This is a genomic window from Paenibacillus rhizosphaerae (assembly GCF_014192015.1).
In the GTDB taxonomy this organism is placed as follows: domain Bacteria; phylum Bacillota; class Bacilli; order Paenibacillales; family Paenibacillaceae; genus Paenibacillus_AQ; species Paenibacillus_AQ rhizosphaerae.
Window position 1 is genome coordinate 1 of record NZ_JACHXJ010000001.1, and the last position, 16126, is coordinate 16126.

Annotated in this window: 13 protein-coding genes and 1 pseudogene; 13 read left to right on the top strand and 1 reads right to left on the bottom strand. The window is 44.2% G+C overall.

The features are described 5' to 3' along the window. Nucleotides 1–310 precede the first annotated feature (310 nt). A complete protein-coding gene (locus tag FHS19_RS35865) occupies nucleotides 311–412 on the top strand; it encodes a hypothetical protein (RefSeq protein ID WP_512699185.1) in 102 nt (33 codons plus the stop codon). Nucleotides 413–874: 462 nt separating this feature from the next. Here the strand turns inward: FHS19_RS35865 and FHS19_RS00005 are convergent, their stop codons facing one another. Continuing rightward, nucleotides 875–1516 carry an AraC family ligand binding domain-containing protein gene (locus FHS19_RS00005; RefSeq protein WP_183576912.1) on the bottom strand — a complete coding sequence of 214 codons (642 nt, stop codon included), beginning with the start codon at nucleotides 1514–1516 and terminating at the stop codon, nucleotides 875–877. A gap of 402 nt (nucleotides 1517–1918) precedes the next feature. Between FHS19_RS00005 and FHS19_RS00010 the strand changes: the two genes are divergently transcribed. From FHS19_RS00010 to FHS19_RS00060, 12 genes and pseudogenes are all read left to right on the top strand, one after another. Then, complete coding sequence (locus tag FHS19_RS00010) at nucleotides 1919–2587, top strand: GntR family transcriptional regulator (protein WP_183576914.1); 669 nt, start codon at nucleotides 1919–1921, stop codon at nucleotides 2585–2587. 44 nt (nucleotides 2588–2631) lie between these two features. After that, nucleotides 2632–2757 carry a hypothetical protein gene (locus FHS19_RS35200; protein ID WP_281382188.1) on the top strand — a complete coding sequence of 42 codons (126 nt, stop codon included), beginning with the start codon at nucleotides 2632–2634 and terminating at the stop codon, nucleotides 2755–2757. A 16-nt stretch (nucleotides 2758–2773) separates the two neighbouring features. Beyond that, nucleotides 2774–3787, top strand: a complete 1014-nt coding sequence (locus FHS19_RS00015; protein WP_183576916.1) for a response regulator transcription factor — start codon at nucleotides 2774–2776, stop codon at nucleotides 3785–3787. Nucleotides 3788–3789: 2 nt separating this feature from the next. Continuing rightward, on the top strand, nucleotides 3790–5622 hold the full coding sequence (locus FHS19_RS00020; RefSeq protein WP_183576917.1) for a cache domain-containing sensor histidine kinase: 1833 nt from the start codon (nucleotides 3790–3792) through the stop codon (nucleotides 5620–5622). A gap of 79 nt (nucleotides 5623–5701) precedes the next feature. Next, nucleotides 5702–7231 (top strand): extracellular solute-binding protein, encoded by a 1530-nt coding sequence (locus FHS19_RS00025; protein WP_183576919.1) that lies wholly within the window; start codon nucleotides 5702–5704, stop codon nucleotides 7229–7231. Between the two features lie 108 nt (nucleotides 7232–7339). After that, entirely contained in the window at nucleotides 7340–8299 is a 960-nt protein-coding gene (locus FHS19_RS00030) for an ABC transporter permease (protein WP_183576921.1), read from the top strand. Nucleotides 8300–8301: 2 nt separating this feature from the next. After that, the gene (locus FHS19_RS00035; RefSeq protein WP_183576923.1) at nucleotides 8302–9168 is read left to right on the top strand and encodes a carbohydrate ABC transporter permease; all 867 of its coding nucleotides are present in this window, start codon (nucleotides 8302–8304) and stop codon (nucleotides 9166–9168) included. Nucleotides 9169–9315: 147 nt separating this feature from the next. After that, nucleotides 9316–11376, top strand: a complete 2061-nt coding sequence (locus FHS19_RS00040; RefSeq protein WP_183576925.1) for a beta-galactosidase — start codon at nucleotides 9316–9318, stop codon at nucleotides 11374–11376. 104 nt (nucleotides 11377–11480) lie between these two features. After that, nucleotides 11481–11657, top strand: a pseudogene (locus FHS19_RS00045) (glycosyl hydrolase 115 family protein); the annotation flags it as partial. Between the two features lie 712 nt (nucleotides 11658–12369). Beyond that, nucleotides 12370–14004, top strand: a complete 1635-nt coding sequence (locus tag FHS19_RS00050) for a type 2 periplasmic-binding domain-containing protein (protein ID WP_183576926.1) — start codon at nucleotides 12370–12372, stop codon at nucleotides 14002–14004. 320 nt (nucleotides 14005–14324) lie between these two features. After that, nucleotides 14325–15218, top strand: a complete 894-nt coding sequence (locus FHS19_RS00055) for an ABC transporter permease (protein ID WP_183576927.1) — start codon at nucleotides 14325–14327, stop codon at nucleotides 15216–15218. Between the two features lie 3 nt (nucleotides 15219–15221). Then, the gene (locus FHS19_RS00060) at nucleotides 15222–16115 is read left to right on the top strand and encodes a carbohydrate ABC transporter permease (RefSeq protein WP_183576929.1); all 894 of its coding nucleotides are present in this window, start codon (nucleotides 15222–15224) and stop codon (nucleotides 16113–16115) included. The last annotated feature ends 11 nt before the right edge of the window (nucleotides 16116–16126 follow it).

The window sequence follows — 16126 nt, forward strand, 5'->3', positions numbered from 1 at the left end:
TATGTACCATGATGAGTCAAATACTCGTTTGTCGACACTTCCTGCCAATTAGGACGAATACCGTCTTCCGCGCCTGCTTATGCAAGAACGGTTACAGTTTTACGCCAAAAGGAGTTTGTACCGTCATATAGCTCTGAGCTAACGGGAAACGATAGCTTAATAAAGGAAGCTGAAGGCAGCCGTCTATTTTGACAGCTGCCTTTTCTAACTTTAAGGACAGATGTCATAAAACCCTAACTGTCATGAAAACGAAAATATGGCTTTTTTCGACTCGTCATATTCTCTATACAGAAGACGACGAGATTTAGGGATGAATAGACATGAAATGTATTTTTATTGGTATATGCCTTTTTCGGAAGAAGCGAGGATCGAAATCGAAAAAATGATGGGGCAGAAGCATGCGAAACCCTAACGGATACCGGGTATACTTTATCTACGAAGCCCGACACGGATGAACTCCTTCGCATTCAAAAAAATTGGTACTACAATGACCTTATCTAGATCTGGATAAGTAGCGTTTTAAGGAAGGAGAAGATCGCTTTAGGCGAGTCGAGACTTGATTCCATAAACGATGTATATAGGTGAATAAATATACAAATCCAGGTTTGCGGGAATTCTCACTAATAGTAAAAATAAACAGTATATTCAGCATTTGCTAAAGGAACCCTTCTCATTAAATATGAAAAACACCCTGATGTATCAACACTTTTTTTCGTTGGTTTTTCTCACTAAATATGACAACACACAAATATTGTGTGTTGTCATAATTAGTGATAATTTTTTCATAATTGATGAGAAATATTTTCACAATTAATGAGAAAATAAATAAACATACATAAATTTGCATATAAAAGTTATCAAAAAAACCGGCCTTTTATGAGGCTGCTTCTGGGAGATATGAAATCATAGTCTCTACTTGAATTCGTCCGTCGAGGTAAAATAGGGGACCGGTATGATTTAGGGCATGGTATATAGGCTGGCCGGGTTCCGTCCACTTTTCCCAAACCTGTTTTATCCAACGGAATAATGCTATGAGAAACAATGAAAATTCTTCATTTCGTTCGGTCTCGGACAGCGCAGGTAAGCGATCGTTCAAACTCTTATAGACGCTGTCGATTATGTTGAATCCATCCTCTTCACTATTTTCATACAGACATGGAAAAGGGAGTTTACCTAAATATATGAATTTATAAAAGGTGTAAAGCGAGGGCCATTTTTCAAAATAAGATTCAAACATGGTCGGTTCGAAGATGGCCAGGGAACGTTCGAAGCACTGGTCTTCGGCATAATCGAGTTTTAGATGATGGAGTTGATAAGGTTGAAAGATGCATAGCATCCCCGGTTTGATATCATAGCGGTTGTTATTGACAATCATCGTCCCTCTACATTGATGGATCAACAATACTTCCGCCCCAAGATTTGAATGAAAGGTTTCTTTATGTTCGTAATTGACACTTTTCCGTTTATAGGCAAAATGCGGTGGAACCTCGCCATAGCTACCCGCAACAAATGACATAACGATTCGCCTCCTCCTTCCCTTTTTCATGCTCGATACAAATCTATTTTCTAATATATTGAATCGATATCCCACATACAAGAGGGGTCATGCCTATGGGACAAAAGTCATCTGTAGGCGATCTACAAAACCGCAATAGAGTGTTGTTTTTCCCCAAAAGCGAATTACAATATCTTTGCTGTTTCAGCTAATATCCTTGTATACAGAATAAACTAAATAATCTCAACGAAAGTCAGATTGTCTCCAACCCCCCGACCTGATCATAACAGTGGCTGTCCCTCGGAAAGGTGCACGCTTGAGTTGCCAGCAAAGGATGCAGGAAAAGATTATAAAAGATGGTTGAAGTCATGTATGAATGTTGGAAAAATCAAAGAAATGGAACGTATGAAAGAGGTTAATGTCATGTCTACAGAGCAGAAAATCAAAGGTTCCACCCGGTCGTATTCTTATAACCTGCTTCGAGAGCGGATCCTACATCTGCAGCTGGAGCCAGGCACAAAAATATCGGAGAAAGAAATCGCGGACGAACTGAACGTCAGCAGAACCCCGGTTCGGGAAGCATTTATGAAGCTGGCTGAAGAGGAACTGCTGGATATCATTCCGCAGAGCGGCACCGTCGTTTCGCGCATCAACCTTACGCATGTGGAGGAAGGGCGCTTTATTCGAGAGAAATTGGAAAAAGAGATCGTAGCGCTGGCCTGCGACCAGTTTGACGAGGAATCCCGATTTCGGATTGAAGCCAATATTGCGATGCAGGAATTATGTACTGCGCAGAAGCACTATTACCGGCTTTTTGAGCTGGATGAAGAATTTCACCAGATCCTGTTTCACGCGACGGGGAAAGCGAGGACCTGGAAGCTGATGCAGCAATTGAATTTTAACCGGTTGCGGTTGTTGCGCCTCTCTAGAGATTCCGATTGGGACAACATCATTCTTACGCACAAAGAAATTTATTGGCTCATCATTCATAAGAAGAGGGAGCAGGCCATGAAAGTCATGGAGAAACATTTGAGCCAGGTCGTGGTTGAACAGGACCTTTTGAAAGAGGAGTATCCACATTATTTTATATGAGGTGAAGATTCTTAGATAACACATTGTTAAAGGAGGTTATTACTATGAATTTACCAAGAAATCGGCTTATGTTTACCATTTATGATTGGTTTGGCTATGAATTACCGATTAAAGATCGTTATGAGTTAATAAAAGAAGCCGAAATGCTATTCTTATCTAAAAAAAGTTAAAGAGGTTGAGGTTCTTATGTTAAAAGTATTGGTGGCAGAGGACGAACCCTGGATCAGAGCAGCCATTGTAGAAATGGTTGAAAGCATCGGGCATGATATTAAAGTTGTGGGTGATGTTACGAACGGAGTCGAAGCATGGCACATGATTCAGCAGTTGTGGCCGACTGTTCTGATAACGGATATCATGATGCCGGAGTTGGACGGGCTTGAGTTAGTCAGGAACATCTCAGAAGAGAAGATCCCGATGGCGGTTATTATCATCAGCGGGTATGAAAATTTTCAATATGCTCAAAAAGCGATCACCTTCGGCGTAAATAAGTATTTGCTTAAACCAGTAACGCTTGAGGATTTACGGGATGCTCTATTCGAGGCGATGGAGAAGCTAACGGAAATCGAAAAAATGAATCATTACCTGATCAAAATTCAAACGTATTTCGATACGATAAATGAAATAGAACCTGCAAGCGGCATTAAAAACATGTACAAGCTGGTTCAAGACATTACAACCATCAAATATGTGAATTATGGCGCATACTTGAGCTTGCTGCGGATTGTCGAATCGAAGATCAGTTCGTTGTTGGATAGTATAGAAGCGGAGCATACAGTGATGTCACAGTTCAGCGGGGTGCCGGATCAAGTCATTCGTAAGCATATTGGACAATTAACGGAATCATGGTTCCTTCATCCGGAGCGCAATAAAAAGGAATTCAAACAAGTCATCAACTCCGCGTGCGATTTCATACATTCCCACTATCAGGATGATCTTACACTGACGCAAATTGCTGAGTATACGAATTTAAGTATTTCTCATTTTGGTTCTCTGTTTAAACGATATACCGGAGAGTCGCTCATTTCTTATATTAATCAAGTGCGTGTTGAGAAGGCGAAGGAGTTGCTCCGTAACTCTAACGATAAAATATATATAATCGCTGAGGAAGTCGGTTTTTCAAGCCAGCCTTATTTTATTCGGGTATTTAGAAATATCACGGGGATGTCTCCGAGTGAATATCGAAAAAGTTTGGGGATATGAATATGAAGCAGTTGCTCAATCGTCTATCTTTGAGTAAAAAAATTACCATAAGCTTTATTAGTATAGCACTGGTCTCTGTCTTATCCATGAACTACCTCTCCAACTTCTATTACAGCCGCGCCACGCAACAGGATTTTTACAATATCGCCGAGAAAACGACCGTTAGTTTAAACCACGAACTGGAGATTTACTTTCAGCAGATCGCCAAATCCACATACGCCATGAATTCAGGTGTACTTCGTTATTCTAGCGTCTTGCTGCAGCAAGGAGATTCAGGCTTGATTCAAGATTGGCTTAGGGACGATTCATCTTTGAGTCCTGAGAAAAGGACTGTAGTCCGTGAAATTCTTAACAAATTCATTGCCTTTAATTATTCCGAGATTGAAGACATTTATCTCATGTCGAACGATCAGCGAGTCTTACAGGCGAACGGCGTTCCGACCGAAGCCCAATTGGCAAATCTACCGTGGTTTAATGAACCATTAAACACAGAACTGGAAATATTCCCAACGTTTCATTTAGGACCCCAAAACATACCTCTGATTGCAGTCTCCATTCCAATTTATGATGTGAATGACACGAAAATTTCGGGTCGGCTTGTTTTGCATATGAGATTAACCGAAATTAATAACATTATGGGAAACATGCGGATGGGTGAAACCGGCTACATCTTTATGGTTTCAGAGGATGGAAAAATCGTGTATCACCCGAATTCAGGACTGTTGGGTGCTTCTGTTGAGGAAACGGAGCTTTCATGGTTGGCACTCAGCAATTCGAACTCCCTGCAAACCTGGCATGGCGAACAATATCTTGTTTCATATAGCATTTCCGAGTTTACCGGATGGAAAACTATTGTATTGGTGCCGTTAAAGGAGATGGCGACAGGCCTGAAAATCGCTCAAAAGTCCGCCATTGTCGTGATGACTCTGCTTATTCTACTAATTATGATTACGGTTCCAACTGCGGCAAACCGCATCACGCGACCGACGATCCAATTGAAAAAAGCGATGGAGAAGCTGCAAACCGGTGATCTTACCGTACGGGCACCCATATCGCAAAGGCGAGACGAAATCCAACTGCTAAGCATAAGTTTTAATCGAATGGCAGAACGACTGAACGATCTAGTCAACACGGTGTACAATATGGAGCTTAAGGAAGTCCAAATGCAGTTGCTTGAGAAACAAGCCACGATCAAGGCACTTCAAAATCAAATCAATCCTCATCTCCTATACAACACGCTTGATATCATCAAAAGTATTGCTTATTTGGAGGGGGTTCCCAAGATCGAGATGATGGCGGGAAATTTGGCTTCGTTATACCGCTTCACGGCAAAGCTGGAGCAGGAGGAGATCAGCCTTGCAGAGGAATTGGAGCATCTAAAGAGGTATCTAGAGATTATTCACATCCGGTATACCCGGCATTTTGAGAGCAAGGTTTATGTGGACGAAAAATATGTTCAAGTTGGCATTATCAAACTTTCCATACAACCAATCGTCGAGAATGCGGTGAAATATGCGGTTGAACCGCGTAACGGGAAAGCTGCCGTGATGGTCAGTGCATATCCCGAAGGAAATGACTTGGTGATAGAAATAGCGGATAACGGTATGGGATTCGATCCCGCCGTTTTGGAAAATATGAAACAACGGCTAGCCTTGATTACCGATCAGCCGAATCATACAAAGACATCTATCAATTCGCTGGGGCTTACGAACGTGCATAATCGATTGGTGTTATTTTACGGAAAAGGCTACGGAATCGAAATTCATTCCTTCCCGAATCAAGGAACCGTCATATCAGTAAGAATTCCGTTCGGAATAAAGGATAACATTTCGTGAGATTGTGCAATTTTGAGTGCAGAACGAGGGGTTACAATTAGCATGAAAAACAATAAATCCATTCAAGGGGCGTGTCATTTTGAAAAAGTCGTTGAAGGCGCTTGCAGGATCGTTCTTGGCACTTAGCCTGATCGTCGGTTGTTCCAACGGTAACAATGGCGGGAACGCGGACCAGGGGAAAGCGGGCACGGCATCGGAACCGGCTAAGAACGAGGAACGGTTGCCGATTACGATTGCCGTGCAGTATTGGAGTGGTCCGAAATGGACGGAGGACCATCCAACTATTAAATATTTGGAAGAGAAGTTTAATGTGGATATCACATTACAACTGATTAACGGGTCTGAATACGGTGAGAAGATGAAGGTCATGGCGGCATCTGGTTCTCTGCCTGACTTTTATCGGGCAGACTCTCCAGAAACGTATCTTGCGTGGCAATCCGAAGGGGCTTTCGTTGAGTTAAGTGAGTTATTGCCGAAGTATCCGAACCTAATCAAGGCGTTCCCACTCGATCACGAAGCGAATCGGCTGCTTAATCCGGAGGGGAAAATTTACGGTTTGCCTGATATTTCCTGGACGGTTCGGGATACGATTCAAATTCGAAAAGACTGGTTGGATAATCTTGGCATGAAGCTTCCATCCGAAGATGAATTTACGGTCGACAAGTATTACGAAATCGCGAAAGCCTTCGCGACTAAGGATCCGGACAAGAATGGGGTCGCCGGCGATACGTATGGCATTATAGGTCTCGATTCGGTAATTCAGAATGCATTCGGCATCGCAAACGGATGGTTCGAGAAGGATGGAAAGCTGCTTCCGAAACAAACGCAAGTCGAGGAGTATAAAGCTTATCTTTCCTTCATGAAGAAAGCTTACGATGAAGGCGTACTGGATCGAGACTTCGTGCTTCGCAAATCTTCTGATTTAGACGACATGAAGAGAGGGAACAAGGCTGGCATCTACTCTCATCATAACGACTTGACCGGGTATGAAGACAGTGTCAAAAAAGCGTTCCCGGATACGAAACCAGAGCTCGTTCCTATGGCACCGCCAATCGGACCGACGGGGATTCGAGCATATTCGGCATATCTGACTGGAATGAACAAGCAGGTCATCAATGCGAAGGCAAGTCCGGAGAAGGTCGATCGGATTCTTCAGATTTTGGATTGGTGGGTTACGGACGAAGGCACGACTATTATGAAGAGCGGGCTTGAAGGCATAGACTATACCAAGAAAGCCGATGGATCCTACGAACCTACCGCCCAATGGGAAACGAATTTTCCGAGATATTTAAACAGCAGCATATTTGCCCGTCCAGGCGTCGATTTTAACATGTACCTCTGGACGCCGCAGGAGGATAAGGACTTTCTCGCATCATATAAGGCACTCGCCGAGAAATATACGTTGAAGGATGCAGCTGCGGGACTCACATTCTATTCAGACACTTATAAGAACAAGTCTGCGGATTTAAGTAAGAACTTTGATGAAGCAATGTCCAAGATTATCGTCGGTTCCGAACCGATCGAATACATCGAGCAGGCTTCCAAGGAGTGGCTCGCGAACGGCGGGGATAAGATCATTCAGGAAATTAATGCTGCGGCAGTAAAATAAATTCCATGCTCTGACGGTGAAGCAGGCCGCGATTCAATTGCGGCCTGTCTTGCGTATCCCTGTGTGAAGCCGAACCCAATAGAAAGTTTAGGAAGGAGCAGAATTGATATGAATGCACCGATTATACAACAGCAATCCGTTGGAAGCAGTACGGTACCATCGGTAAGAGTGAAATCGCAATATTGGAAGAGAGCGTTCCCGTATTATTTTATGATTTTACCTGGATTACTATATTTATTAATATTCCGTTATGCGCCGATGTTCGGTTTGTTTATCGCTTTCAAGAAATACTCACCTTTCCAAGGTGTCTGGGGTAGCGAATGGGTCGGTTTCGATCATTTCGTTCGGTTGTTTACGGAGAGCGATTTTTTGCTGTTGTTGAAGAATACGCTGATTTTGAACCTCCTGGACGTGCTCGTTGCTTTTCCCTTTCCGATCTTGATTGCGGTACTGCTAAACGAAGTCGGAAGGAAATATTGGAAAAATTCCATCCAAACGATTATGTATGCGCCGCATTTCTTGTCTTGGGTCGTGATCGTGGGCATAACGATGTTGTTATTTCGAACGCAGGACGGTGGTATCAATGCCCTGTTGGGTTCACTTGGGCTCAACCGTATCGAGTTGATGACAGATCCTCATTATTTTCGGTTCGTTTGGTTATTCCACAATATTTGGCAGGGCGCGGGATGGGGCGCGATTATTTATCTAGCGTCGATCGCTTCGATCGATCCTGCGCTATATGAAGCGGCCAGAGTAGACGGCGCAAGCCGGTTACGCCAAATACTGCACATCACACTGCCGTCGCTTAAAACGATTATCCTCATTATGCTGATTTTACGGCTTGGCAACTTCATCGATGTCGGCTTCGAACATGTATTCCTGCTACAGAATCCATTGAACCTTGAGGTCTCGGACGTGTTCGAAACATACATCTATCGCCAGGGGCTTGTACAGGGCGACTTTAGTTACGTAACCGCAGTCGGCTTGTTTAAATCCGTTGTAGGACTTGTGATGGTCGTATCCGCCAACGCGATCGCTAAGCGTTTCGGAGAGGAGGGTGTTTACTGATAATGAAGCAACTATCCATGGGGGATCGACTTTTTACTTTTTTTGCATACACTTTCCTGGTTCTCTTTACAGCGTTAATTCTGTTGCCGCTGCTCTATATTATCATTACGTCATTCGCTCCGGCTAAGGACTACTTGACTCGAGGATTCTTCCTCATTCCGAGCCACTGGACATTGGATGCCTATCAATATCTGCTGCATAACCCCGGCTTCGTGCAATCGTTCAAGAACTCGATTTTTATTACGGTAATCGGTACGTTCATTAATATTACGGTTACCTCCATGATGGCATATGGCCTCTCCGAGTCCTGGATTAAGGGACGATCGGCTGTTAACTTTATGATCTTGTTTACGATGTTATTCTCTGGGGGGCTGGTCCCGACTTACCTTGTCGTAGACAGTCTGCATCTCATCGATACGTTTTGGGCGTTGTGGCTGCCTGCGGCTGTCGCACCCTTCAACGTAATCGTCATGCGAAGCTTCTTTGCTTCGCTTCCTTATGAGCTTAAGGAGTCGTCAAGGATTGACGGCTGCGGCGAGTGGAGAATGTTTGCCAAGATCATCCTTCCATTGGCCAAGCCCGCGATTGCCACTTTTACTTTGTTTTATATGGTTGGGAACTGGAACACCTATTTCTCGGCTGTCATCTATCTGAATGACGATTCGAAATGGCCTCTTCAAGTATTTCTAAGGCAAATGCTGGTGATCAACGACGAGCGAGTCGGATTATTAAACGAAGCATTGTATACGTATACGCCATCTGCTCGAATGGCCGCTATATTAGTTTCTGCACTGCCCCTGCTGGTGATTTATCCGTTCCTTCAGAAACATTTCAATAAAGGGATGTTGGTAGGATCGGTAAAGGGTTAAGGGTAAGGAAACTAAACTTTATTGTGGAGAAATGCGAAGGAAAGCTTTTGTTCGATTTGCGAGGCAGTGAATGAACTGACGCAGCCTCGAACCTGGGCTGGTAACCGAGCATATGAAAATTAATTCTAGTAGACGGGATGTGACAAGATGATTAACACGAAAAAGCCGAAAATGTGGTATGGCGGTGACTATAATCCCGATCAATGGGAGAAGCCGATCTGGGACGAAGATTTGCGAATGTTCAAGCTGGCCGGTATCGACGTGACGACGCTGAACGTATTCGCTTGGGCAAAAAACCAGCCCGACGAGGAGACTTACGACTTCGGTTGGTTGGACGAGATCATGGACAAACTTCATGAGCAAGGTGTCGGTGTATGTCTAGCGACCAGTACGGCGGCGCATCCCGCGTGGATGGCGCGTAAATACCCCGATGTGCTCCAGGTCGATTTTAACGGCCGTAAACGCAAATTCGGCGGGCGTCACAATTCCTGTCCCAACAGCACAAACTACCGTAGGTTCGCGGTTCGCATGGCGGAGAAACTTGCGGAGCGCTACAAGGACCATCCGGCACTTCTGATCTGGCACATCAATAACGAATACGGCGGCGCCGGGAATTGCTACTGCGACAATTGCGAAAGGGCATTCCGTGAATGGCTGAAAGCCCGTTACGGTACGCTGGAAGAAGTGAACCGCGCCTGGAATACGTCGTTCTGGAGCCATACGTTCTACGATTGGGATGAAATCGTCTTGCCGAGTGGGCTCAGCGAGGAATGGCCTAGCGTGAACGGCAGGCAAGCGAGCAACTTCCAGGGCATCTCGCTGGATTATATGCGCTTTCATTCTGATAGCCTGCTAGAGTGCTACAAGTTAGAGTATGAGGCAGTGAAGAAGCATACGCCGGACATTCCTGTTACAACGAATCTAATGGGCGCCTTCAAAAAGCTTGATTACCACAAATGGGCAAAACACATGGATGTCGTGTCATGGGATAACTATCCTCGATTCGACACGCCACAGAGCATCGTAGGGATGAGGCACGATCTGATGCGTGGTTTAAAGGATGGCCTACCGTTTATGCTGATGGAGCAGACTCCGAGTCAGCAAAACTGGCAGAATTACAACTCGCTCAAGCGTCCGGGAATTATGCGATTGTGGAGCTATCAGGCAGTGGCCAGAGGGGCAGATACAATCATGTTCTTCCAGCTTCGTCGTTCCATCGGGGCTTGCGAGAAATTTCACGGCGCCGTCATTGAGCATGCAGGGCATGAGCACACTCGCGTATTCCGCGAATGTGCTCAGCTTGGAAAGGAACTCGAGAAGCTTGGGGATACACTCTTAGACGCTCGGGTTCAAGCAAAAGTCGCTATTGTGTTTGATTGGGAAAACTGGTGGGCAATCGAGATGTCCAGCGGACCCACTATCGCCCTCAATTATGTAGACGAAGTGCATAAATACTATGATGCACTGTTCCGTTCGGGAATTCCAGCAGATGTTATTGGTGTGGAAGCTGATTTAAGTTCCTACGAAATTGTGATTGCGCCCGTAATGTACATGGTTAAGCAAGGGATAGCCGATAAATTGGAACGATACGTTGAAGCCGGCGGTACGCTCATCACAACATTTTTAAGCGGCATTGTCGATGAGAACGACCTGGTCAAGACGGGTGGGTATCCCGGCGAGCTGCGGAAGTTGCTTGGCATATGGGCGGAAGAAATCGACGCACTGCTTCCCAGCCAGAAAAATCGAATCATCTTGCAGGGAGACACTTCAGGCCTGAAATCCGAGTATGAGTGCGGGATGCTCTGCGACTTGATCCACTCTGAAGGCGCCGAAGTAAAGGCGGTATACGGCGACGATTTCTATCGTGGAATGCCGGCGCTTACCGTCAATAAGTTCGGTGCAGGAGAAGCGTGGTACCTAGCAACGAGTCCGGAAGCAGCGTTCTTGCAAGACTGGCTGCATGAGTTGTATACCTCTAAAAACATCGCTCCCCTTGTTCTCGATATGCCTGATGGCGTGGAAACGACACTTCGTGTCAAAGACGGTCAAGGGTACTTGTTCGTGCTGAATCATAACGAAGATGCCGTTACAGTCAATTTGGGTGAAAAGTCCGGCGTCGATCTTCTTACCGGACGCGTGCTGCAGGGCGGCGAGGCGGAGCTTGCGAGCAGTGATCTGTGGATCCTGAAGCTTACGAATCATGTATGAGAAGGAGAAGTTAGAGATGGTTCAAGAGAAATTGGGTAAGAAGATACGGTTTGGACACGGTGAGACTATAAGAATACGTGTTCCCAACGAACGCTCATCAGGGGATTGCTCCTTTGACGGAGGTGCTGGTTCCCTGCGAAGATTATGATGCTCCAATGCCTGCCGTTCGGTTCCGTGGGTGGTTTGTCAACGATGAGGTATGTTTGATCGGCTGGAAGAAGCCATATCCGCCTACCCGGGAAGTTTGGCAACCTGTATACGAAGCGCTTCTGCACTCGGGCATATTAAAGTTCCCGATGGCGTGATTCAGGTGCCAGGATCGCGCTTTTGTGCTGCGGTATAATCATCCGTGAACTGTCAAACAATCCGTTACCGGTTAGTTTCTTGCTCATGGTTAGTACCCTCCTCAATACATGGTCCAATAATCGGCCCCGCGGCTTACTTTAGGGCCTTTAGTAGGGGCGGTCCCTCTCTCCCATGTCTCCAAAATCACAACGTTCTCCACCGACGACTTGTTTTCCCAGCGAACCACTCGAAGATGGCGGCGCGCGAAAAACAAGCACGAAACGTAGACAAAATCTCATGTGCAAATTTCAACATGGTATGGTCGGTCAACCCTTTCCGCGATCTGATCTCCTTTCTGGTTGGGGAACCTTAGGATATCACAGAATCGCTAGATTGGGTTATTTCGTTAGTGCACGATTTTTCATCGAGAACTTTTCACTGTCCAGTAATAAAAAATCAATCTCTATTTAAATTGAGTTTTGTTTTTGGTGATTTTTTACAAAAAAACCATCGTAGTAATTCTTTTAAAATTGATAAAAATCTTATCGTTGTTATGTATCCGTTTTCATAGTGGTCACTATAATTAGATACATAGATGAGAAAGGGAAGGGTGTTCAGATTTTGCTGCTGCACGGCGATGACTGAAGTTTAGGGTATAAGGTATGTTTTATATACCAAAATTATCAAATATCAAAAGGGAGGTAAACCATGAAAAACAAAAAAAACTGGTTCAAAAGCGCAACAATGCTGATCCTTGCAGCCTCGCTGGTTCTGGCAGCAGGTTGCTCAAGCAATGGCAGCTCTAAACCAAAAAACACCGGAGTAGAAAAAGAGGTAGCAGGAGAGAGCTCAGGAGGTTTTAAACTTTGGGTAGGCTGGTCCCAAACGGTTAACAATAACAGTTTGGTTCAACAATATTGGAAAACAGAGGAACCTGGCGTTGATGTTCAGGTTGAAGCTACGCAGGGAGACTCTCTAGCTGCCCTTAACCTCAAACTCAATACTGGCGGTTTTGAAGACGCGGCTCTTTTCGGCAGAAGGTTGCTTGTTAATGATGCTATGAAGCGTTCCAAACTTATCCTACCGTTGGAGCAGTACTTTAACATGCCTGACAAATATCCGAATCTGGCGAAGATTCCGAAGGTATATCTGGATCAGATGAAGGATGCCGATGGGCACATATGGTCGATTCCCGGTAACTTTGCTATTGATCCTACTGATCCTTTCCCTGGTTATTCCGCTCAGGCATGGTTTGTCCGAACGGAGATCTTAGAGCAGGCGGGGATGACGGTTAACGATTTGACAACGCTTAGTGGTGTGGAATCCTTCTTGGTGAAGGCAGCTCAGATGAAGGATGAATCGGGCAAGCCGCTTTTGCCACTGGGTCTTCTTATGGACGCAAGCGATGAAAATACTCTTTTGAACACTTTCGGCGTAACAACTGGTACGGCTGGAGGGGTTACTGCTGTACAAAGAGATGGCGATCAATTTATCTTCAAGTTCGATTCTCCAGGTTTTAAAGAAGGATTTAAGTGGATGAATAGCTTGTATAGTAAGGGACTTCTTGATCCTGAAGTGGTTACCGACAAAGTGGAAAGGTTTAAGGAAAAGACAAAAAGTGGCCGATATGCCATGACTGTAGGAAGTTTTTGGAATTTAGATAGCCAATGGGTTTATGGTGACTGGGTTCCGGTTCCATTTCCTAAAGTAGAAGGTGTTAATAAGCCAGGCACGGCTCAAGTCATTAACCCTTATCCTCAATTTGATACCTATATTAGTAAGAATACAAAGAACTTGGATGCCATTCTTAAGTTTTATGATTATGCGTTGAATCAGGAACCGGATTGGATGCATGTAATTAATGAAGGACCAAGCGGGAAATATTGGGACTGGGTGAATGAACCTTTAGGAAAGTGGAAGTTTATAGATCCTCAATATAATGAATTGCGCAACTCGGGCGATAATGCCAAAGTAGCGCAATTAACGCCACAACTTGCTCAGATTACAGCTCGCAGCAAAGAGTGGTACCCGTGGTGGAATCAGGTGATCGAAAAAGAGGGAGATGAGAAACCTGTTGTTTTTTCTCAGCAAATCAGTAAATTTGGCGCAGTGAAGGTTGCTGAGAATCAAGATATGGTGACGGCCAAAGTGGATGGTGTATGGGAGAAATATGCGTCGGAGCTTGAGGTGGTTTATAAGGAGTACCGAGCCAAGCTGCTGATGGCAGAGAACGATGCTCAATTTGAAAAAACTTGGAATGAGTTCACTTCTGCTCTCGAGAAACGCGCTCACTGGAGCGAGCTTAAGCAAGAGTGGAATGAATTGTATCAAGCCATGGACTAAGAAAGAAAAATGAGATTTTATGCAAAGGTGGAGCAGCCATTTTAAATGGGTTGCCCCCTGAGCATCTTTATTCTGACTGATAAGCCGTATGGAGATGAGGTGAATACCAAGTGCGAAGTTGGTATGCGAGAACATACCTCATACATAAATTCGTGCATTTCTAGTAGTGAATGTATGGAGATGAATTGTATAACATTGGATAAAATTTCGTGTAACAAGCGATACATTTCTTTTAAAGGTGATAAAAATCTAATCGTTATAATGTATTCGTTTTCATATAAGTCACTATAATTAGAGTTGCAGATAAAGGAGAGAGAGAAATGTTCTTTAAAATGTATAAATATCGCTGGCAATATTTGATGGTATTACCGGCGATTGTTTTGCTCTTTCTTTTCAATTACATTCCCATGGCGGGGATCCAAATCGCATTTAAGGATTTTGCGATCGGATCATCGATATGGGATAGTAACTGGATAGGATTGGACAATTTTTCGTTTGTTCATGACCCGCAATTTTGGGTCGTTGTGCAGAACACGTTATCTATTTCGGTTTTAAAATTCGTATTTGGTTTCCCTATGCCGATCTTACTCGCCCTCATGATTAATGAGGTTACACACTCAATCTTTAAGCGATTCGTGCAGTCGGTCAGCTATTTACCTCACTTTTTTTCTTGGATTGTGGTTGCATACATTTTGCAGTCATTTCTGACTTTAGATGGAGGAATCGTGAACGATATTATTGGAAATTTGGGAGGAAAACCGATCTTTTTCTTAGGTTCTACCGATTGGTTTCGTCCTATGATAATCGCCAGCAGCTTATGGAAAGAAGTTGGCTGGAATACCATTCTATATCTTGCGGCGATCTCAACAATCGATCCTCAGCTCTATGAAGCGGCAAAAGTGGAGGGGGCGGGCAAATTAGCTCAGATTCGCCACATAACGCTGCCGGGTATCTTGCCTACCATATCTATTGTTCTCATTTTAAGCATTCCTGGCCTCATCAATGTAGGAATGGATCAAATTTATCCTTTGATGAATTCAGCCAATCAGCAGGTCGCTGATGTTATCGATACCTATGTATTACGAAATGGTTTACAACAAGGTTATTTTGGCATGGCTACGGCAGTCGGATTGGTCTCCTCACTTATTGGACTCATTCTCGTAGTTACGACGAATGCAATTTCCAAGAAAATCAACGAAGAGGGGTTGTGGTGACGGATGAAACCAACTTCGCTTGAACGAGTAGGACAATGGCTAATCGTTTTGATACTTACAATGTTATGTTTGTCAATTCTTTATCCTTTTCTATATATGTTGGCTATCTCGCTAAATACCGGAGCAGATGCGGCGAAAGGCGGCGTATATCTTTGGCCTCGATCATTTACTTGGTTTAATTATCAAGTCGTGCTGGGCAATGAGGTAATCCGCAATGCTTATAAAATCACGATTGCTAGAACGGTTCTCGGCACCTTTGGCGGACTTGCCGTTACCCTTATGGCTGCATATGGGTTATCGTACAAGTTACTCCCTTTCCGAAATAGTATTCTGACCTATATACTCATCACCATGTTGTTTAATGGCGGGTTAATTCCTTTTTATATTCAGTTGTATAAGTTGGGATTGACTAATACGTTCCTCGTATATATTATCCCGAGTTTATTCTCGGTCTGGAATATGTTTGTCATGCAAAAATTCATACAGGGTATTCCAGAAGCGATGATTGAATCTGCTGAGTTGGATGGTGCAGGCCCATTTCGAATTTTACTACAAATCATCGTCCCACTTTCGAAACCGATGCTTGCCGCACTAGGTCTGTTTACTGCCGTTGGGCATTGGAATGATTGGTTCGCAGGAGCCTTTTATGTCACAAACCAGCAACTGATTCCAGTCCAGACATTTTTACAGCAGTTGTTGACTGCTCAAGATTTATCAAGCGTATTAAGTTCTAATGAAAACCAAGAAGTGTTAAGAGAACAGTCTATGTCCAATATTACATTGATGTCAATCAAAATGGCTACTGTTATGATAAGCGCTCTTCCGATTCTTGCAGTGTATCCATTCTTACAAAAATATTTTGTCAAAGGTGTATTGATCGGTTCGGTAAAAGGTTGAAATTTAATGTG